This window comes from Pontibacter aydingkolensis (genome assembly GCF_019443125.1).
Lineage (GTDB): Bacteria > Bacteroidota > Bacteroidia > Cytophagales > Hymenobacteraceae > Pontibacter > Pontibacter aydingkolensis.
Map to the genome: position 1 here is coordinate 267,572 of NZ_JAHYXK010000003.1, position 21,122 is coordinate 288,693.

At 45.2% G+C, this 21,122-nt stretch carries 13 protein-coding genes and 1 pseudogene; 11 read left to right on the forward strand and 3 right to left on the reverse strand.

Going from position 1 to position 21,122, the window contains the following annotated elements; translation table 11 throughout:
* The first annotated feature begins 10 nt into the window (after window positions 1-10).
* Window positions 11-2,971 (forward strand): M16 family metallopeptidase, encoded by a 2,961-nt coding sequence (locus K0O23_RS05665; RefSeq protein ID WP_219876420.1) that lies wholly within the window; start codon window positions 11-13, stop codon window positions 2,969-2,971.
* 731 nt (window positions 2,972-3,702) lie between these two features.
* Entirely contained in the window at window positions 3,703-3,969 is a 267-nt protein-coding gene (locus K0O23_RS05670) for a hypothetical protein (RefSeq protein ID WP_219876421.1), read from the forward strand.
* Window positions 3,970-4,017: 48 nt separating this feature from the next.
* On the opposite strand, the gene K0O23_RS05675 is transcribed toward K0O23_RS05670, so the two are convergent.
* Entirely contained in the window at window positions 4,018-6,246 is a 2,229-nt protein-coding gene (locus K0O23_RS05675; RefSeq protein ID WP_219876422.1) for an NADP-dependent isocitrate dehydrogenase, read from the reverse strand.
* A gap of 502 nt (window positions 6,247-6,748) precedes the next feature.
* On the opposite strand from K0O23_RS05675, the gene K0O23_RS05680 reads away from it, so the two are divergent.
* Window positions 6,749-8,056, forward strand: coding sequence for a GDSL-type esterase/lipase family protein (locus K0O23_RS05680; protein WP_219876423.1), 1,308 nt, complete (start codon window positions 6,749-6,751; stop codon window positions 8,054-8,056).
* A gap of 4 nt (window positions 8,057-8,060) precedes the next feature.
* Here the strand turns inward: K0O23_RS05680 and K0O23_RS05685 are convergent, their stop codons facing one another.
* Both K0O23_RS05685 and K0O23_RS05690 read right to left on the reverse strand, forming a co-directional pair.
* The gene (locus K0O23_RS05685) at window positions 8,061-8,687 is read right to left on the reverse strand and encodes a phosphoribosyltransferase (RefSeq protein ID WP_219876424.1); all 627 of its coding nucleotides are present in this window, start codon (window positions 8,685-8,687) and stop codon (window positions 8,061-8,063) included.
* Between the two features lie 172 nt (window positions 8,688-8,859).
* Window positions 8,860-9,540, reverse strand: a complete 681-nt coding sequence (locus K0O23_RS05690) for a dienelactone hydrolase family protein (protein ID WP_219876425.1) — start codon at window positions 9,538-9,540, stop codon at window positions 8,860-8,862.
* A 133-nt stretch (window positions 9,541-9,673) separates the two neighbouring features.
* Between K0O23_RS05690 and K0O23_RS05695 the strand changes: the two genes are divergently transcribed.
* The 8 genes and pseudogenes from K0O23_RS05695 to K0O23_RS05730 all read left to right on the forward strand — a co-directional run bounded on the left by K0O23_RS05695 (window position 9,674) and on the right by K0O23_RS05730 (window position 21,055).
* Window positions 9,674-10,330, forward strand: coding sequence for a hypothetical protein (locus K0O23_RS05695; protein ID WP_219876426.1), 657 nt, complete (start codon window positions 9,674-9,676; stop codon window positions 10,328-10,330).
* A 180-nt stretch (window positions 10,331-10,510) separates the two neighbouring features.
* The gene (gene nfi / locus K0O23_RS05700) at window positions 10,511-11,221 is read left to right on the forward strand and encodes a deoxyribonuclease V (protein ID WP_219876427.1); all 711 of its coding nucleotides are present in this window, start codon (window positions 10,511-10,513) and stop codon (window positions 11,219-11,221) included.
* Window positions 11,208-11,657 carry a GxxExxY protein gene (locus K0O23_RS05705; RefSeq protein WP_317195648.1) on the forward strand — a complete coding sequence of 150 codons (450 nt, stop codon included), beginning with the start codon at window positions 11,208-11,210 and terminating at the stop codon, window positions 11,655-11,657. The genes nfi and K0O23_RS05705 overlap by 14 nt, the downstream gene beginning before the upstream one ends.
* 209 nt (window positions 11,658-11,866) lie before the next feature.
* Window positions 11,867-14,485, forward strand: a complete 2,619-nt coding sequence (clpB, locus tag K0O23_RS05710) for an ATP-dependent chaperone ClpB (RefSeq protein ID WP_219876428.1) — start codon at window positions 11,867-11,869, stop codon at window positions 14,483-14,485.
* Between the two features lie 352 nt (window positions 14,486-14,837).
* Window positions 14,838-18,602 (forward strand): T9SS type A sorting domain-containing protein, encoded by a 3,765-nt coding sequence (locus K0O23_RS05715; protein WP_219876429.1) that lies wholly within the window; start codon window positions 14,838-14,840, stop codon window positions 18,600-18,602.
* Between the two features lie 494 nt (window positions 18,603-19,096).
* Window positions 19,097-19,605: pseudogene (locus K0O23_RS05720) on the forward strand (AAA family ATPase); the annotation flags it as partial.
* Window positions 19,606-19,821: 216 nt separating this feature from the next.
* A complete protein-coding gene (locus tag K0O23_RS05725) occupies window positions 19,822-20,103 on the forward strand; it encodes a hypothetical protein (RefSeq protein WP_219876430.1) in 282 nt (93 codons plus the stop codon).
* An 82-nt stretch (window positions 20,104-20,185) separates the two neighbouring features.
* Window positions 20,186-21,055, forward strand: coding sequence for an alpha/beta hydrolase (locus K0O23_RS05730; protein WP_219876431.1), 870 nt, complete (start codon window positions 20,186-20,188; stop codon window positions 21,053-21,055).
* The last annotated feature ends 67 nt before the right edge of the window (window positions 21,056-21,122 follow it).

A 21,122-nucleotide genomic window follows, 5' to 3' on the forward strand; every position in this document is an offset into this window, starting at 1 on the left:
AAGCTAAACTATGACATTCAAAAAGGGATTATCTCTGTTTTTGGTTGCGTCAGCCTTTGCGTTTACCCAGTGTAAGAACGAGGCTTACCAGACACAATCAACTGCTGAAACAACCACATCTACGGCATCAGCCACAGCCGAGAAAGAGTATAAGTACGAAACAGCGCCAAACGATCCGCTGAATGCCCGCATTTACACGTTGGATAATGGCCTGAAAGTATATTTATCCGATTACGAAGAGGCACCGCGCATACAAACCTTTATTGCAGTGCGCGCCGGTTCTAAAAACGACCCTGCCGATGCCACCGGCCTGGCGCACTACCTGGAGCACATGGTGTTTAAAGGCACCTCAGAACTAGGTACCCAGAACTGGGAGAAAGAGAAAGTAGAGCTGGATAAGATTGAAGCCCTGTACGAAAAGTATAGAGCCACCAAAGACGAAGCTGCCCGAAAAAGAATTTATACCCAGATCGACTCAGTTTCGGGAGTAGCTGCTACTTATGCGGTTGCAAACGAGTACGATAAGATTTTGGGAGCGATCGGTGCAAAAGGTACCAATGCTTATACCTGGGTAGACCAGACAGTTTACACCAACGACATCCCGAGCAACCAGCTTGAGCGTTGGATAGAACTAGAGGCTGACCGTTTTGGCGACATGGTGCCACGTATTTTCCATACCGAGCTGGAAGCTGTTTACGAAGAGAAAAACCGCACCCTGGACAGCGATGGTCGCAAAGTAGCCGAGGTGATCAACACAGCACTTTTCCCGACGCACCAGTATGGCACACAAACGACTATCGGCACCATAGAGCACCTGAAAAACCCTTCTATCACCGAGATCAAAAAGTATTATAATAAGTACTACATCCCGAACAACATGGCTATTGCCATGAGCGGAGACATCGATTTCGACCAGACCATCCGTCTGATAGATAAATACTGGGGAAGTATGGAGAAGCAGCCGGAGCCGGCGTTTACCGCAGCCAAAGAGCAGCCTATCCAGAAACCAATTGTGAAAGAAGTATTGGGTCCAGATGCTGAGAATGTGTCTATTGCTTTCCGTACGCCGGGCATTAACGAAAGAGATGCTCTGGTTATACAGATGATCAGCAATTTGCTTTACAACGGCCAGGCCGGTTTGATAGACCTGAACCTGAACCAGCAGCAGAAAGTGCTACAGTCGTACGCCTATGATACTCCGATGAAGGATTACGGCACCTTTAGAATGACCGGTATGCCGCGCCAGGGCCAGACTTTGGACCAGGTGCGCGACCTGTTGCTGCAGCAGCTGGACATGATCAAGAAAGGACAGTTCGATGAGTCGCTGATACAGGCGGTGGTGAACAACGACAAAATCAACACCATGAAGGCGTATGAAGAAAACAGCAACCGTGCAGATGCTTTTGTAACGTCTTTCATCTATGAAATGCCATGGAATAAATTTGTAAGCCGCCCTGCTGAATTTGCAAGTATAACCAAGCAGGATGTGATGGATGTAGCCAACAAATACTTCCAGAACAACTATGTGTTGGTGTACAAGAAAACCGGAAAAGACCCGAATGCCACAAAAGTTGAGAAGCCTACCATTACACCGGTAGCCGTAAACCGTGAGGTGCAGTCTGATTACTACAAAGCCTTTATGGCCAAGGAAGTACAGCCGCTTCAGCCAGTATTTATCGACTACAAAAAAGACATTACAGAATCTAAGTTAAAGCAGAACATCCCGCTGCTTTATACTAAGAACAAAGAGAACGGCTTGTTACAGCTATACTACATCCTGGACATGGGCACCAACAACGACCCTAAGCTGGGCATGGCTGTGAACTACCTGAAGTACCTGGGCACCGACAAGTATACAGCAGAGCAGCTTCAGAAGGAGTTTTACCAGCTGGGCACTTCGTTTGATGTGTTCTCTTCAGGAGATCAGGTATATGTAAGCTTAACCGGACTTGATGAGAACTTCGAGAAAGGCCTGAACCTGTTCGAGAGTGTACTGGCCAACCCTAAAGCTGATCAGAAGGCCCTGAGCGATATGGTGGCCGGTATGCTGAAAGCCCGCGAAGATGCTAAGAAAAACAAAGGTGTTATTCTGCAGCAGGCCATGATGAACTACGCCAAGTATGGCCCTAAGAATCCTTTCAACACCGTGCTGAGCGAGAAAGAACTGAAAGCCGTGAAACCGCAGGAACTGGTAAACATTATCAAGAGCATCCCCACGTATGAGCACCGCGTGTTATACTATGGTCCACGTGAAACGGATAATTTGGTAGCAGCCCTTAATACCGGCCATAACGTGCCTGCCACACTTAAGCCGGTACCAGCCGAGAAAGTGTACAAGGAGATAGACTTTACGCAGCCTACCGTATACTTTACAGATTATAACATGGTGCAGGCCGAGATGATGTTCGTGAGCAAATCCGTACCCTACACAAAAGACATTATACCTGTTGTGCGCCTGTATAACGAGTATATGGGTGGCATCGTGTTCCAGGATCTGCGTGAGTCTAAAGCCCTTGCCTACTCTACTTACTCGTACTATGGAACGGCTGCTAAAAAAGACCGCGCGAACTACCTGGTATCATACATTGGGGCACAGGCAGACAAACTTTCTGAGGCAATGGCTGGTATGCAGGCCTTGTTAACGGATATGCCTTTAGCAGATGCTAACTTCCAAAACGCACAGGCTGCGCTTCGTAACAGCATATCTACAGAGCGTATCACTAAATCTGGCATTTTGTTCGATTACGAGCGTGCTAAGAAGTTAGGCCTGAACTACGACATCCGCCAGGACGTGTATCAGAGCGCCAACTCCATGACCTTCGACCAGATGAAGGAGTTCCAGCAGAAGTATGTGAAAGGCCAGCCGCAGGCTATACTTGTGATCGGCGCTAAAGACAAGCTGAACTTTAAAGAACTCGAGAAGTATGGCAAAGTGAAGCAGTTGGATCTCAAGACGCTGTTTGGGTATTAACATAGACCTTAGACGCAAAGTATTGCGTCTCTACAATAGCAAAAGGGGCAGCCAAGTATGGCTGCCCCTTTTGTTTTATACTTGCGTTCTTGTTTAATGTACCTTCAAAAATTGCAACACACCGCTGTTTCGGATTTACAATCCGGAACCCGTCTAACTGCGGATTGTAATCCGCCTGCTTGCCAGTAGCTTCTGCCTTTGCTATTGCGGATTACAAATCCGCAGCTATTAAACTTTCGGATTGCAGATCCGAAAGAGCGGGGCTTTCATAATTTAAGCTTCAAATATCCTTAACAACATTTGCTAATCATTTTCGGTGTAAACCCTATATTTTGTAGCTAACAACAAAATCATCAAATCACTATCAATCAGAGTATTAATAATTATGTTGATAAATAAATTTTAGTCATTAAGCTTTAAAATGCTTTTTATATTAGCATTTTGTTTTATATCTGCTAAAGAACATTACTGCTGACATCAAACTTAGTCAGCACAATTCAATATAACCCACTCAACCTTATTACTAAAAGCATCAAGCTTTTAATTTCAAACAGCTTATCATTTTCTAGAGCTTAGTATACCTAAAGGGTATAATTCTAAACTACAACTTCTTTTATCAATATCATTGCATTGACTATCAAATTGTTATTACGACTTTGATTCAGCCACACCCCTAACGAATCACATCAAATATCTATAATATTCAATTTCCTATCCTAAAATAAACAGCAATGCCACAAAGCAAGAAGCCAAGGCACAAACACAACCCTGCCAAGGGTATGACCAATCTGCAAGGTCAAAAGACTAACTCAAAAAGAGCTAGCAAAACCATCAAAGTTAATAGATGGCTTAACTTAAAACTTGAATCTATTACAATCAATATTCCTAGACTCATAGGAATAGTCATCTTAATTTTCTCCATCTTCTTACTTAATAAGATTGGTGGTTACGAAATTTCAGACATCATACTTTTCTTAGGACTGGCTCAAAAGAAGTAACAAAAAAGGCTGCCCAATTAGGCAGCCTTTCTCATTTTATACTTCTGCTTAAAAGTTATTCAACGCAGCATTCAACGTCTCACTCGGTCTCATCGCTTCATCAACTTTCGCGTTATCTGGGTGGTAGTAACCGCCGATGTCAACTGGCTTGCCTTGTGCTGCGATCTGCTCGTCCACGATCTTCTGCTCGTTGTCGGTCAGTTCCTGTGCAAGCTTCGTGAAGCGGTCTTTCAGTTCCTGGTTTTTGTTCTGCTCGGCAAGTGCCTGTGCCCAGTACATAGCCAGGTAGAAGTGGCTGCCGCGGTTGTCGATGCCACCAACTTTACGGGCCGGCGACTTATCTTTCTCTAGGAACTCAGCGTTGGCTTTGTTCAGGGCTTCCGCCAATACTTCAGCCTTTTCGTTTTTAGTTTTGTAAGCAAGGTCTTCCAGTGATACGGCTAGAGCTAAGAACTCACCAAGTGAATCCCAACGCAGGTAGTTTTCTTCCACAAATTGCTCTACGTGCTTCGGTGCAGAACCACCGGCACCAGTCTCGAACAAGCCACCGCCATCCAGCAACGGAACGATAGAAAGCATTTTGGCGCTGGTACCTAATTCAAGAATAGGGAATAAGTCAGTCAGGTAGTCACGCAGTACGTTACCGGTTACTGAGATAGTATCTTTACCAGCTTTGGCGCGCTCGCAAGTATAACGCATGGCCTCAACCGGCGATATGATCTTGATCTCAAGTCCGTTGGTATCGTGGTCCTGTAAATATTTTTCAACTTTCTTGATCAGGTTAGTGTCGTGTGCACGCTGCGGGTCTAACCAGAAAATAGCTGGTGTGTTTGTGATTCTTGCTCTTGTAACGGCCAGTTTCACCCAGTCCTGAATCGGAAGGTCTTTTGTCTGGCAGGCTCTGAAGATATCGCCCTGCTCCACCTTCTGCTCCATCAGCGTATTGCCGTTCGCATCAACTATACGCACCGTACCAGCCTCAGCCATTTCGAACGTTTTGTCGTGCGAGCCATACTCTTCCGCTTTCTGCGCCATCAAACCGATGTTCGGAACAGTACCCATGGTAGTCGGGTCGAAAGCACCGTTCTCTTTGTTGAACTGAATCACTTCCTGGTAGATCTGTGCATAAGAGCGGTCCGGGATGATAGCCACTGTATCTTTCGGCTTGCCGTCCGGTCCCCACATCTGACCAGACGTACGGATAGCAGCAGGCATAGAAGCGTCGATGATCACATCGCTTGGCACGTGCAGGTTGGTAATGCCTTTGTCAGAATTCACCATTGCCAGTTCAGGACGCTGCACCATCTCAGCTTTCAGGTCAGCTTCAATTTCAGCACGCTTCTCAGCTGGCAGGTTTTGAATTTTATTGTACACGTCACCTAAACCATTGTTCGGGTCAACGCCTATCTCTTTGAATGTAGCACCGTGCTTTGCAAAAGTATCTTTGAAGAACACTTTCACCGCGTGGCCGAACATGATAGGGTCAGACACCTTCATCATGGTAGCCTTCAGGTGCAGCGACAGCAGGATGTTGTCTTCCTTCGCCTCAGCAATCGCTTTTTCAAAGAATGCGTTCAGCTCTGCAACATGCATTACCGAAGAATCCATTACTTCGCCTTCTTTCAGCGCGATCTTATCTTTTAATACTTTCGTTTCGCCATTCGCACCAACAAACTCGATGCGTACATCTGTTGCCTTATCAGCTACTACAGATTGCTCGCTGCCATAGAAGTCGCCTTCCGTCATGTGCGCAACGCGTGTTTTAGAATCTGAAGACCATTTACCCATCGAGTGCGGGTGGCTCTTGGCATATTGCTTTACGGCATCAGCCACACGACGATCTGAGTTACCTTCACGCAAAACAGGGTTTACCGCACTACCCAAAATTTTGGAGTAACGGGCTTTAATATCTTTTTCCTCTTCTGTTTTAGGCTCAGCCGGGTAATCCGGAATGTTGTACCCCTGCGACTGCAACTCCTTTATTGCAGCTGTAAGCTGAGGAATTGATGCGCTAATGTTTGGTAGCTTAATGATGTTTGCCTCTGGTGTTTTGGCAAGATCACCCAGGTAAGCCAGGTCATCGTTCTGCTTCTGCTCCTCAGTCAGGTTCTCTGGGAAAGCAGCAATGATACGGCCAGCCAGTGAAATATCTCTGGTTTCTACTTCTATGTCGGCAGCTTTTGTAAAAGCCTGAACTATAGGCAAGAAAGAGCGTGTAGCCAAAGCCGGCGCCTCATCGGTAATAGTATAGATGATCTTTGATGTTTTTGTCGTCATTATAAAGTTTTGTTTAATTCTGAGCCCCTGCTCTTCAGCCAGACACTACAGGTTAAAAATACTGTAATTAAGGTTAATTCAAAGTATAAACTCAGCTCAAGGACTACACTTATTAGTCCGGCTGAATCAGGCAACAAATATAATAGTCTTTTTGAAATAGGTTAGTTAACGCAGTATGTTTATGCGACCTATGCAGTTCTATTGATTCTCCATTAAAAGGATATTTGCTATGCTTTTGCACCTTCTCAGTATTCATACCCGCCTAAAACAACATAAACCTGATTGATATTAGTTAATGCATGACTGACACCACCCATCTTTCACTGCTAAATAAATCGTATAGCTGATTTTAACTTAAAGGGACTTTACTTAAAAGATAGCTTGGTAATACAACCACATGTCCGAAAATACGTCTAACACAAGTTTGAAAGTATAGTAACTTATTTCAAATCCGCCTATGGCACGCTTGTTTACAAAAACAAGAAATCGGCTTATCTTTATTTTGTCCCTGGTACTGCTTTGTGCTACCGCTACTGTTTCGGCACCGCTGCGCATTATGGCCCTGGGCAACTCTATCACCCAATCAAACGCAGAAAACTATAGCTACCGCTATTATCTCTGGAAAAAACTGCTGGACGCCAACATGGAAGTAGACTTTGTGGGCTCGCATGCTGTAAATAATGGAGGCAACCCTGCCTGGCCCCAGCACCAGGGCAAAAGTTTTGATGCGGATAACGAAGGACACTGGGGCTGGAGCGCAGACCAGATTCTTTACGGACACAGCGGATTTCCCGGGAATGGCAAACTCAGTCAGTGGCTTACCGACTATACCCCTGACCTCGTGCTCATGCACCTTGGCACCAACGACATGTTCCGCGATCATTCCTTAAGTGAAACACTAAATGAACTGCGCGAGGTGGTCAGGCAACTAAGGGCCGACAACCCTAACGTTACCATACTGCTGGCAAAACTAATACCAGCCTACGAACCAAAAGTAGGTTATCAGGCAGCAAATAATGTCAGGCTCCTAAACGAGCAGATACCGGCTCTGGTGCAGGAGCTTAATACCACCAACTCGCCGGTTATACTTGTAGACCAGTACACAGGCTTTGATGCCACCACCGGAGCCGACACCTGGGACGGAGTACACCCCAATGCCAGCGGTGATCAAAAGATGGCGCAACGATGGTATGATGCCATTATGCAGGTTACAGCTCCATCTGATGTTGCTTTGCAAAATTTTGATGCTGAAAATACAGACCAGGGTTATGTAGACCTGGATTGGCAAACAACTCTTGAGAAAAAAAGCTCACACTTTGAAATAGAGCGTGCTTCTGGTACAGGTAGTTTCGCTAAAATTGGCACCGTAAATGGGGCAGGTGATTCCAACACCCTGTTAAATTATGACTTTAAAGACGAGACTGCCCCCTATGGTGATTTATACTACAGGCTAAAACACATTGGTCTTGACGGGAACTTCAGATATTCTGAAGTTGAGTATGTGAAGAAAGAACAGGTATTAAGCGCCGCGGATGAAATAAATAAGCAGAATGATTTAGAAGTATACCCTACCGTTACCAGCCTTAAAAGAATTACAGTAGCACTAAGCAATCAACAACCTTATGCCGAGTTGGAGCTAAATATTTACAGCGTGGCCGGTAAGTTAGAACAACGACTTATAAAACGATGCGATGCAGAGGGTAGCTTTACTTCAATTATTCAATTAAGCCAAGGCCAGCAGGCGGGTTTATATTTGGTGCAAATAGTAACAGAGAGGGAAAGATTCCAGACCAGGTTTATACTTAGGTAGCAGTTTATACTTCGTCCTGTTCCTGCAATAGCTGTATTACTTCCTGGTCGGAGGTTTGAGTAAACTCCTCGTAAAACTGCCCAACAGCCTGAAAAAACGGCGGTATCAGCAGGCATATCACTTCATCTACCATACCTCTGAACCGATCTATTGCCTCGAAGGGGGCTACAGGTACGGCAATTACTATTTTGCGAGGCTGTTCTGTTTTAACCAGCTCAATTGTTGCTTCCAGGGTCTTGCCGGTGGCTATGCCATCATCCACAATAATCACTACTTTATCTTTTAGCAGAATATGCTGCCTTTTACCCATAAAGAGGTCATACTTTTGCTTCAAGCTTTCCCGGATACGCTGCACCTCACTCTCAATATATTCGTCGGGTACTTCGGCACGTTTATCAACCGCCACGCTTTTAAGGCTTACTGAGCCAATGGCAAACTCGGGATTAGAAGGGTGGCCTATCTTTTTTGTGAGAGTAACCTCCAGTGGCATCTCTAAGCTTTTGGCAATTGGCGCCGCCACAGGCACACCCCCGCGAGGTATAGCCAGCACCACTCCATGCTCTCCCTTATACTTCTGTAACCGCTCGGCCAGCAACTGCGCTGCACTCTCACGGTTTTTGATCATGTCCATACTATGTTAGTTTTGAATGAGTGATTGAGTGAATGGGTGGATAGTTGTTCGTTGATAGTTAATTGTTATTAGTTGATCGCTTGAAAGGCAAGGATAGGTCACTTCCATGTCCGGCCATTTCTGACATAAATCATTCACTCAATCAATCATCCACTCATTCTCTCATTAATATTTACGGCTGATCCTGCTTTAACGGGTGTTGCTTGCCTGGCTCGAGGTACTTCCGAAACCAGTCTGTGGCTAACTGTGCGGCCATCTCCAAGGCTCCCGGCTCTTCGAATAGGTGCGTCGCGTCGGGTACAATCTCCATATCTTTTAGGCATTGCATCCGGTCATGGGCATCGCGGTTCATACTAAGCACAGGCTCATCCAGTCCGCCTACAATTAATAGCGTAGGCGATTGCACATCCGGCAGCACAGTGTCGGCCAGGTCGGGACGGCCCCCACGGCTTACTACCGCTTTTACCATATCGCCCAGAGCAGCTGCGGCACCCAGTGCAGAGGCAGCCCCGGTACTTGCCCCGAAGTAGCCAATGTTGTAATCAGTAAGACGGCTGTCTTTCAATACCCAGTTGGTGGCATCTACCAGGCGTTGCGTAATAAGCGGTATATCAAAACGGTTATCGTAGTTCTGGTCTTCCTGTGGCGTGAGCAGGTCGAAGAGCAATGTACCGAAACCAGAGCGCTGCAGGTGTTCAGCCACAAAACGGTTGCGCGTGCTTAGCCGGCTACTGCCGCTGCCATGCGAGAAGATAACCAGCCCTTTTGCATTTTCAGGTACAGCCAGATCGCCGATAAGCGATTCCTGCCCCACCGGGATGTTTACCTGCTCGTTTATACTTAAGTTTGCCATAGCTCTATTTATTTAGGTTGCTTTACAGCATAGTGTATGTTTTGAATTACGCCCACAATTTTTAGAAGTTTAAAAGGCCTTTACCTATACTTGCCGGCATACGTACTTCAGGTATAAATAACCTCCTGAGGCCATGCAAACTCTTAGACTATTACCTGCACTATTTCTGATGCTGTTGTTTGCCTGCAGCACAGAGCAATCCACTTCTACTGCAGACAGAAAACCTGAAACAACAGCATCTGATTCTGCTCTGGTTAAGCCTCAGGCCTCAGCCACCACCGATTTTAATGCTGCCTTTGCCAGGTTCTTTGAGGATCTGCACAATGCCGACACAGCCGGTATAAATCAGTTTATTCATCCAATGCATGGCTTGTGGATCATAGAGCAGCCAGGCGCCATGCCCAAAATGACGCAGGTGTTTGCTATACAGAAATTCGGACGGGAATACCAGAACAGGTCTTTTTTTACCATTGCCCAGGAGGTGCAGCAATGTGACCTGATCGAGGAAGCTTTTCCCTCCTTTGACTGTGCTGACATGAACTATGATGCAGGGAAAACCGGCTACAGCGAAGACGGCTGCTTTGTTTGGGATGCGGAGAAGTTTAAGAAAAGCGGTTACTGGAACTACGCCAGCCTGTCGCCTGACCAGATCCACCTTGTAAAAACAACATTGCCGCTTGTCCAGAAATCTGTGCTGCACACCCAAAGCTCTTTCGAGTTTCATTTCGGCTACTTGGACGGGCAATGGCATCTGCTATTTGCCAAGATCATCTATCCTTGCAGCGCCTGATCAATTGTGAATGAGTGATTGAGCGGATGAGTGAATAAGCGTGGAGATTAACGAGGCTATGACAATTTTTTCCAGGCATCAGGATTCTTTTACATACGTACAAGGTTTCAAGCCTAATTCTACCTATACGTAAAATCAAATTCACTCATTCGCTCAATCACTCATTCACAATTAAAATACATGGCCTACTTCCGACGCTACGACTACCCTACTCCCGATCCGGCTATACTTGCCAGGCTTACAGAGCAGCAGCGCGAAATGCAGCAGCGTATTATCATCCAAAAACCTGACTTCGACCTGAAACTGATTGCCGGCTGCGATTCTTCTTTCATTGGCGAGGATACAATACTTTCTGCTTTTATACTCTTAAGCTATCCCGATCTCGAAGTTATCGAGAAAGTATGGCATCACGACACTGTTGAACTGCCTTACATTCCCGGCTTTCTCGCATTCCGTGAGGCTCCTAACCTGCTCAAGGCCTACGAAAAACTACAGCAGAAACCCGACCTGATTATGGTAGACGGCCATGGCATTTCGCACCCGCGCCGCCTCGGCATTGCTACCCACCTGGGCTTGCACCTGAACAAACCCACCATGGGTGTAGCCAAAAAAGTACTGGTAGGCAAGTATAAGGAACCCGATCTGACTAAAGGCTCCATCTCTCCGCTGGAGTATAAAGGCGAAGTAATCGGCAACGTAATCCGCACAAAAGACAATGTAAAGCCGGTGTTTGTGTCTCCCGGCCATTTAATGGACCTGGAATCCGCTACAGAAATTGCCTTAGCCTGCGCCACAAAGTATAAGCTACCTGAACCAACAAGATTGGCCGATCATTATGCGGCGGTGTTTAAGAGCGAGGTGAATCAGGATTTGCAGGATGGAGAAGGATAAACAGGATGCTCAGCACAAGTTATTTAGGGATTTATTAAATGTAGATCAAGTGATGCAATTAGATGATATAACTTTCAAGATAATCGGCTGTGCGATGAAGGTGCACAATACTATTGGCAGTGGCTTTCAGGAGGTGATTTACCAGCGTTGCTTAGCTATTGAACTTGAAAAAGCCGGATTGATCTTTGAAAGAGAAAAGGAGCAAATCATTTATTACGATGGAGCAGAAGTAGGCACTAGAAGAGCCGATTTCATTGTAGAAAGTAATGTCGTTGTAGAACTAAAAGCTTTAGTCAATCTAGAAGACATTCACTTAGCACAGGCTAAAAACTATACCGTTGCCTATAATTTTCCAGTTGGTTTGCTGATTAATTTTGGTGCTCTCAGCCTTCAATACAAGAAAGTCTTTAACAATCAGTTTAAGTCATCTAAATAAATCCTAGTCATCAAATTTTACTCGTGCTGAGCATCCTGTCTATCCTTTTCCATCCTGCAAATCCTGACTCAGACAATTTGGCTTATTTCTTTAAAAAAGCACCTCCTTTACCTGCCATAATTTCAGTATAATCATCTAAAAATACCATTGGTGCACCCTTTGCTTCTTACCTCGTAGAACTAAAACTAAGGGAAAACAGACAAAGCGATATGAACTTTAATAACTATACCATCAAAGCCCAGGAGGCCATCCAAAAGGCCACTGAGATAGCAGGCGGCAACCAGCAGCAAGCTATCGAAACCGGGCATATTTTAAAAGCGATACTGGAGACAGATGAGAATGTAACAAACTTCCTGCTCCAGAAACTTAACATCAACGGCAACATCCTGCACACGAAGCTTGATGAAATTGTAGCAGCTTACCCAAAAGTAAGCGGCGGCAGTCCGTATCTGGCTAACGATGCAGCAGCAGCCCTGCAAAAGGCGACTTCTTATTTAAAAGAATTCGGCGATGAGTATGTAGCTATTGAGCACATGCTGCTGGGTATACTGGCAGGTCGCGATAAAGTGGCTGGTCTGATGAAAGATGTTGGTTTCAATGAAAAAGACCTTAAAAAAGCTATAAAAGAATTGCGCGGCGGCGCCAAAGTAACCGACCAGAATGCAGAGGCAAAGTATAACTCTTTAAAGCGCTATGCCCGCAACCTGAACGAAATGGCGCGTGCCGGTAAAATTGACCCGGTTATTGGCCGTGACGAAGAGATTCGCCGTGTGTTGCAGATACTGAGCCGCCGTACAAAGAATAACCCGGTATTGCTGGGTGAGCCTGGCGTAGGTAAAACGGCTATTGTAGAAGGTCTTGCCCAAAGAATCGTAAGCGGTGATGTACCGGAAAACCTCAAAAACAAAACACTCATGAGCCTGGACATGGGCTTACTGGTGGCAGGCGCCAAGTATAAGGGTGAGTTTGAGGAGCGTTTAAAGGCCGTGATTAAGGAAGTGGTGGATGCAGAAGGTGAGATCGTACTCTTCATCGACGAGATCCATACGTTGATTGGCGCCGGTGCAGGTGGTGATAGCGCCATGGACGCCGCCAACTTACTTAAACCGGCTTTGGCGCGTGGTGAGCTGCATGCCATTGGCGCTACCACACTAAAAGAGTATCAGAAGTATATCGAGAAGGATAAAGCTTTGGAACGCCGTTTCCAGGCGGTGATGGTGGATGAACCGAGTGTTCAGGATGCCATTTCCATACTTCGCGGCATCAAGGACAAGTATGAAGTACACCATGGGGTGCGCATTAAAGACGATGCGATCATTTCAGCTGTGGAGCTCTCTAACCGCTACATTACTGACCGTTTTTTGCCAGATAAGGCCATTGACCTGATGGACGAGGCAGCCGCAAAACTGCGCATCGAGATTGATTCTTTGCCAGTTGAACTAGATGAGATCCAGCGCCGCATTATGCAACTGGAGATCGAGCGTGAAGCCATCCGACGTGAGAACGACAAGGACAAGGAAACCATACTTTCGAAAGAGATTGCCGAACTATCCACAAAGCGTGATGATCTAAAAGCCAAGTGGCAGAACGAAAAACAGATTATCGAGGGCATTCAGAAAGAGAAAGAAAATATTGAGCAGTATAAACTAGAAGCGGAACAGGCGGAGCGCAGCGGCGATTATGGCCGTGTAGCTGAGTTGCGCTACGGTAAAATTCAGGAGGCGGAAGAGCAGCTAAAAAAACTGCAGGAGCAGGTACACCAGATGCAGGGCGAGAACCCGATGCTAAAAGAGGAGGTAAACTCTGAAGACATTGCGGAGATAGTAGCCAAATGGACGGGTATACCGGTTAGCAAAATGTTGCAAAGCGACCGCGAGAAGCTGTTGCACCTCGAAGCAGAACTGGGTAAACGCGTGGCCGGACAGGAAGAAGCCATTGAAGCTATTTCTGACGCTGTGCGCCGAAGCCGTGCCGGTATGCAGGACCCAAAACGCCCCATCGGTTCGTTTATCTTTCTGGGCACAACCGGCGTAGGTAAAACTGAGCTTGCCAAAGCACTGGCAGATTACCTGTTCAACGACGAGAACGCGATGGTGCGCATCGACATGAGTGAGTACCAGGAACGCCATGCTGTAAGCCGTATGGTGGGAGCGCCTCCGGGATACGTAGGATATGACGAAGGTGGTCAGTTAACGGAAGCCGTGCGCCGCAAGCCATACTCTGTGGTACTACTCGACGAGATAGAAAAAGCGCACCCGGATGTGTTTAATATACTTTTGCAGGTACTAGACGATGGCCGACTAACCGACAGCAAAGGCCGCGTAGTAAACTTTAAGAACACTATCATCATCATGACCTCTAATATAGGTTCGCATATCATCCAAAGCAATTTTGAGACGATGGATGAGTTTAACCACGACGAGGTGATTGAAAAGACTAAAGAAGAGGTATTTGAGCTGCTGAAGAAATCGGTGAGACCCGAGTTCCTGAACCGCATTGATGAGTTGGTCATGTTCCGACCTTTAAGCCGCAGTGATATACGCAAGATCGTTACCATTCAGTTCCGCCAGATCCAGCACCGCTTGGATGATGCAGGAATCCGGCTGGTAGCAACCGATGAGGTCCTGGATTATCTGGGAGAGCAGGGTTACGATCCGCAGTTCGGTGCACGACCACTGAAGCGTGTTATCCAGCGCCAGGTACTAAATGAACTCTCTAAAGAGATTTTGGCTGGCAAGATCAGTAAGGATTCTGTAGTAGAGGCCACACTTAAGAACGGCGAAATTCGGTTTAACAATGTGGATGTAGAAATCCCTACCGGAGAATAATATAAGTTTAAAGTTTAGCATGTATAAAGCGCCACCCCAGCAGGGGTGGCGCTTTTTTTATTCCATGTTTTATCATCTATAAAAAAAATTACACCATTTCAACTCACATTTAATACAATTATACTTTTATAGAGTAAAGTATAATTGTACCTGCTTTTAACCCTGTAACAGCATAGTGGCCACTAAATATAAATATAAGTATAAATGAATATTTACACTGCTTTTATACATCTGTATTAAAAAACAGGTAAAATATAATTTAATCTGCTTAATTAAATATATAAATATTGAAACATTTATATTCTTGTATGAGTAATAGGTGTATATTTTAATATAAAATTATCTTAAATAAATGCAACACTTGTACTTAAACTCTTTAAAGCTTATCACCCTTATTACGATATTGCTTTTTATATCATTCCCGGCTTTCTCACAAAAGCACGCCCTTAACTCAACTGAGAAGGTGATATATTATGAACCGTTCGCAACGGCAGCCTTTCCTAAAGACTGGATCCAGTATTCCAGCAACAGTACGAAATGGGAAGTAATACAGGGACCAAACTCGAGAGGTGGCAGTAACCAAGGTTCTTATCTGAGACTTGAAAGAAAAGCTCCAGGAGAAGAGACTGGCTTGAATATCTGGACTTTTTCTGCGCCTCTAAAATTGACAGCTGGCCGCATCTACACCATTAGCTTTTATCAGAAAAACCAGGGAGGCGGAGCAGTTGGTTTCCAGGTTCTGCTAAATACGGCTCAACATCATACATCTACAACCGGGTCTCAATCTGTAATTTCAACCGTTCTTTTACCTAAATCTAAATTTGGAGGAATAGAATCTACAGAACTTGTTTCTGTTCCTGTTACAGGTACCTACTACCTTGGCTTTGGTGTTACATCCTTTACAGACAGGGCAGAGTTAGCTATTGATGATATAAGAATAACAGAAGCAACCGGGGCACTGACAGGTGTTTATACTGTTGGAGAAGATGGAGATTTCGTGAAGCCTGAAACAGCAGCAGCGCACCTGAACAAGAGAGGTATATCAGGGCCCGTTACTTTTAACTTCGCGGACGAAGATTATATGATTGATAACGGCAACAGCAGCGCTAACTGGAACATTAATATAAAAATCAACCCTTTCCCGGCCATGGGTACTGCTCCCGTAATATTTAAATCAAGCGTTCCGGGAGTGCCGGCAGTTATTACAGGTAGCTCCGATCATGGGCCCCTGTTTCACCTGAACGGAGTTAACAATGTCCATTTAAACGGACTTACCATTAACAACAACAACTCTAAAACACCTGTTGCCATCAGTATAGATGAGTCAAGTAACTGCTCGATTAATGCCTGTACTGCAATAACCAGTGCACAGCTTGGCAACACGGGAGCCAGGGGTATATCTATAAAGAACGGCAGCAACAACACACTTTCCAATAACATGGTGCACAGCATTATAGCAAATGGAAGAAGCCTCACCGGAGAAGACAGCGACTTTAGTAGCAGCATCTATGGCATTGTAGTAGATGGAGGCACCAACCACAAGCTCTACAATAACTCTGTAGCCATGACCGGCCAACGAAGTACATTATCGTCTATGGCAGCAGCCCTTGCTATAGGCGCTACCACTACGGGACTTGATTTGCGAAATAATATATTCTCTAACACACAAAGCAGCACTGCTACAGGCTCCACGAATTACGCTATTTATTCCCTTGCGGGCAACGCAGCATTCAGCCACATAAACTATAACCTGTATTTTGCTGCATCCAGTATGATAAACCACCTAGGCTATATGTCAGGCAATGGCAGTGCAACCAGGCTTTCTGACTGGAAAACAGTTACTTTAAAAGATGCAAGCTCTATGTATGGGCAGCCTGCTTTTAAAAATACGACTACGTCTGCCAATGCTCCTATAGATCTTTCTATTGATCCGGCAAACCCACGCAGCTGGTTTACCAACGGTACAGGTGTACAGCTACCTTCAGTTTCAACGGACATGAGAGGCGCAGCCAGAAGTACAACCAGAGCAACAGGAGGCGTGGACCTGGGCGCACTTGAATTTACGCCAACTGCAACCGCCCCAAACATGGTGGTTTCCGGCGCATTGGTACCGGCACCGGGCCAGCGCCAGGTGTTTAGTTTTGCAGAACGCGAAATGGCAGTGATTACATGGTCTCCTTCTTCTGTTAGCATTCCTACTGGTTTCGCCCTTAAATACAGACCAGGTCAGTTTATAAACTCTTCTTATTTAGGTCAACACATGAATAGCTCCATGGAGGTTGTGAATGCAACCGGTACCTATGCTTATGACATTGAAATGCACTACGACGAAGCCTTGCTAGGTACCCTGGTAGAAGATGCTTTTAACTTTACCTTTAATGAGAGCACCCCTGCTTTAGGCTGGGTTAGCCACGCATTAACTGACGTAGAGTATGACTTTAATGCGAACAAGCTTATTAAAAAAGGTATCTCAAGCGGTTCAGCTTTTGTGGGGGCCGACAGAAGCTACTCCTTAGTGTTTTACAACAAAGCCGGAGACGCAGACTTGACACTCCTTACAAGTTGGGCTGTATTCCCGAATGGCACCGGAATTTCCCCGACTACCTTCAGTAACGTAGGGCGCAGCTATTTTATAACAAATTATTCGCCTAACGCTATACTAAAGTTGAGCAAAGACTTAATTATAACCGGAACTAACACCAAAGTAATATTGGGCAACGGCTCTACTCCTGTAACATTACCTGTGTATGATAAGAAATCAATACTGGGTAGCCAGGTAGACCTGACCGCCAGCTCTGTACTTCTGATCGACGCTCCGGTGTGGCCAAATATTGGTACAATGGACCCAAAAAGTACCATTATGCTGGGGCCTAACTCACCACTAGATGTGCCGGTTAGCAGAGATCTTTTTAATGTTGTGGTGTTTGGAGGCAAAAAGATCAAGCTGTCTAAGAACCTGGTGATAAAGGCTAAACTGGAACTCAGAGCTGGCTCTAAAGTGGAACTTGGTGATTATGATCTGAATATAGATTATGATGGCCAGGTGGTTAGCAACGATTTCAGCAGCTACATTATTCCAAATGGAAAAGGAAAACTTAAACAAGGCATACGTGCCGGTCAGGAAGTATCGTTGCCAGTAGGTACCGCTACAACATATAACCCTGTTAAAATAAAGCTGGCAGAAGGAGCTCAGGAAGACATATTTAGTGTTGGCCTGATAGATGGAGTTTACGGGGCATATGATGCTAATGATGTACCAACCGGTGCTGCACTTACCACTCATAATATAAATAAGACCTGGTTTGTAAGTGAAGCTGTGAAAGGTGGCTCTAACATTACACTTACCCTTACCTGGGCACAGGACGAAGCGCAGACAAGCTTTGATGCTGCTAAATGCTATGTGCAGCACTACGAAAACAGCACCTGGGATGAGTATTCAGTAGGGGAAGCATCTACTACAACACTTACAGCTGCGGATGGTACTACCAAAACTTATTACTCTATCTCCCGCCCTGGCATCACTTCTTTTTCACCGATGGGGGTAAGAACCTCGGATCGTATTAACCCCTTGCCTGTTGAGCTGGTGCAGTTTAAAGCCAGTGTTACCAATGAGAACAGTGTGAGACTAAACTGGACCACCGCATCAGAAAAAGACAATGATTACTTTGTAATAGAAAGAAGTGCTGATGGCAAGCATTTCTCAGAGGTAAGCCGTGTAACGGGATCCGGTACCACAAGCCTTCGTACCAGCTATACCTATACTGATAACAACCCTTTAACAGGTGCGTCTTACTATCGCCTGCGCCAGGTAGATTATGACGGCACTTTCGAGTTTTCGGCAATGCGATCAGTAACCGTGAAGGCAGTACAAGGGCTGATACTGAGTGTGTACCCGAACCCCAGCCAGGGCAGCGAAGTAAACTTGCTCATTCAGGGAATGCCGCAGGGGGCGCAGGCAACCCTGCAGGTGACTGATTTAGCTGGTAAGACAATATTTCATCAGTCAGTTAAAGAAACCAGAACAATTTTGCCTACCAGTAACCTACAACCAGGTATTTATGTAATTAGCCTGGTGAGCTCTTTAGGTAAGCAAACACAGAAACTAGTGGTACAATAAAAATATTAAGTAAAAAGTTAAGCATAATTTCCTAAGCACTTGGTTTATCAGTTAAAACTGCCCCTAAACCGGTAACATTTTTATTTCATTTGGCAAAAGCTCCACGTATGCAATTCTCCTTCCTGAAAGTGAGCGTAGCAACCGCAGCAACATATAGCTTATTACAACCAAGGCTCCACTGTGCTACGTGACACCCTCCCTATCAAGAACTTAACCCCGCATTAATTGGGCGTATAATTAGCTGGATTTTAACTTAGTAATTGAAAGGCTATGAAAAAACTACTTTTGTGTTTACTGTAGGTGCTTTATTTATAAGCTATGCCTGCACCAGTACCGATACAACTACCACTGACAAAAAACCCTAGTGTAGTTTGAATTGGTACCGCAGTAACTGGCAGAACCGGCACAGAAGCCGATATGGCGAGCATGACCAATTTAGATGATGCCACATTTATGTCTACGCCAGCTAACAATAACGCTTTTGAAGTACAAGCCGGCTAACCGGCAGCAAAGGCCGCGTAGTAAACTTTAAAAACACCATCATCATCATGACGTCTAACATCGGCTTACACATTATCCAGTCTAATTTTGAGACGAGGTAATTGAGCGCACAAAAGATGAGGTATTCAAGCTGCTGAAGAAGTCAGTAAGGCCGGAATTTCTGAACCGCATTGACGAGTTGGTGATGTTCCGTCCGCTGAGCCGCGAGGATATCCGCCAGATCGTTGAAATACAATTCGGTCATATTCAGCACCGCCTGGATGAAGCAAGAATCCGGCTGGTAGCAACCGATGAGGTCCTGGATTATCTGGGAGAGCAGGGTTACGATCCGCAGTTCGGTGCACGACCACTGAAGCGTGTTATCCAGCGCCAGGTGCTGAACGAGTTGTCTAAGGAAATCCTTTTAGGCAAGATCAGCAAAGACTCTGTGGTAGAGGCTACTTTTGAAGATGGTCAGATCCGGTTTAACAACATAGATGTAGAAATCCCGACTGGAGAGTAATTGTGATTTAGTTTAAAGTATAGATTAGCTTTAAACCCCGCTGTTCCTATGGAGTGGCGGGGTTTTGTGTTATAGCATTTTCTTCCGCGAGTTTAGCGATAGCGTAACTTGTGGCAGGGAGGGCCATATCAATGAATATTTCATTGTCGCGCAACTATATTTAATTAGCAAATTATTCCTAAATTGATGCTCTCAGATATTTACTCACATCTTATCATGAACAGCTTAAAAACAACCTCATTAACTAAAATCAAAACAGCAGGCATAAGCCTACTTGTTCCGGGCCTGATCATGCTATTTGTGGGTTTGAACCAGAATCCGCCCACTGGAGATAATGACCTACATTTCTCTGTTATTATTGGATTAGCATTTCAGTTAGCAGGGGTTATTCTTTTGGGTATCAACTATTACAAAACCAACAAAGAGCAGCTTTATATTCGCCTTTTTATAGCTATCCTGATGCTAGCTTTAGTTACGGTTTATTTAACTATCCGCTGATAACACACACATTCATTAGAAAATCTGTAGTTTAGTTTTTTGGCAAACGCTATACTTTAGATCCGCTGACTTACCTGGTTTTATGCTATTTAAAAGATGCCTGCTTTTACTACTGCTTACCTTAGCCATACTTACTGCCCAGGCTAAAGTTGATACGCTTACCATTCAGAGCCCATCGATGCAAAAAACGCTGAAAGCTGGCGTGGCAACTCCTGAAACCTACAAAAAGAAAAAGAACGGGCCCTACCCTGTTTTATACTTGCTGCATGGCTACAGCGGCAATTTTAGTAACTGGCTTAAGGTGCCACCACAAAAAGACCTCCTACAAAGTATGGCCGATAAGTATAACTTCATCATAGTTACGCCAGACGGAGGCTACAGCAGCTGGTACCTAGATAGCCCTACCGATAAAAGCAGCCAATACGAAACCTTTATTACCAAAGAACTGGTGCAGCTAGTAGACAGCAAGTATAAAACGATAAAAGAAAAAAATGGCCGCTTTATTTCAGGCTTAAGTATGGGTGGGCATGGCGCCTTATACTTATCAGCACGCCACCCGGAGCTGTACCTGGCTGCAGGAAGTATGAGTGGTACAGTAGATATTTCAGCCATCGATCATAAAAACCTGTTGCAAAGTATAGAGGCTGTTCTTGGGCCCAAACAAGCAAATCAGCAGCTTTTTGAGGAAAACTCCATTAATCACTTGGTACCACAGCTAAAGCAAAGTGGTGTACGTCTAATTATTGATTGTGGCGTAGACGATTTCCTGATAGAAGATAACCGTGAACTGCACCGGACATTAGTAGCCGAAATAGTGCCACACGATTATACAGAGCGCCCCGGCGCGCACTCCTGGGCATATTGGAGCAATGCACTGGAGTATCACCTGCTGTTTTTCCAAAAAGCGCGATGGAATACAGAAACTAAAAACACCAGCCGGGGCAGCAATTAAACAACCTTGCTTCCGTTGCCAAAGTATAAACTTTCATTAATCATCTCCTTATTCTTTATTCTGCTTA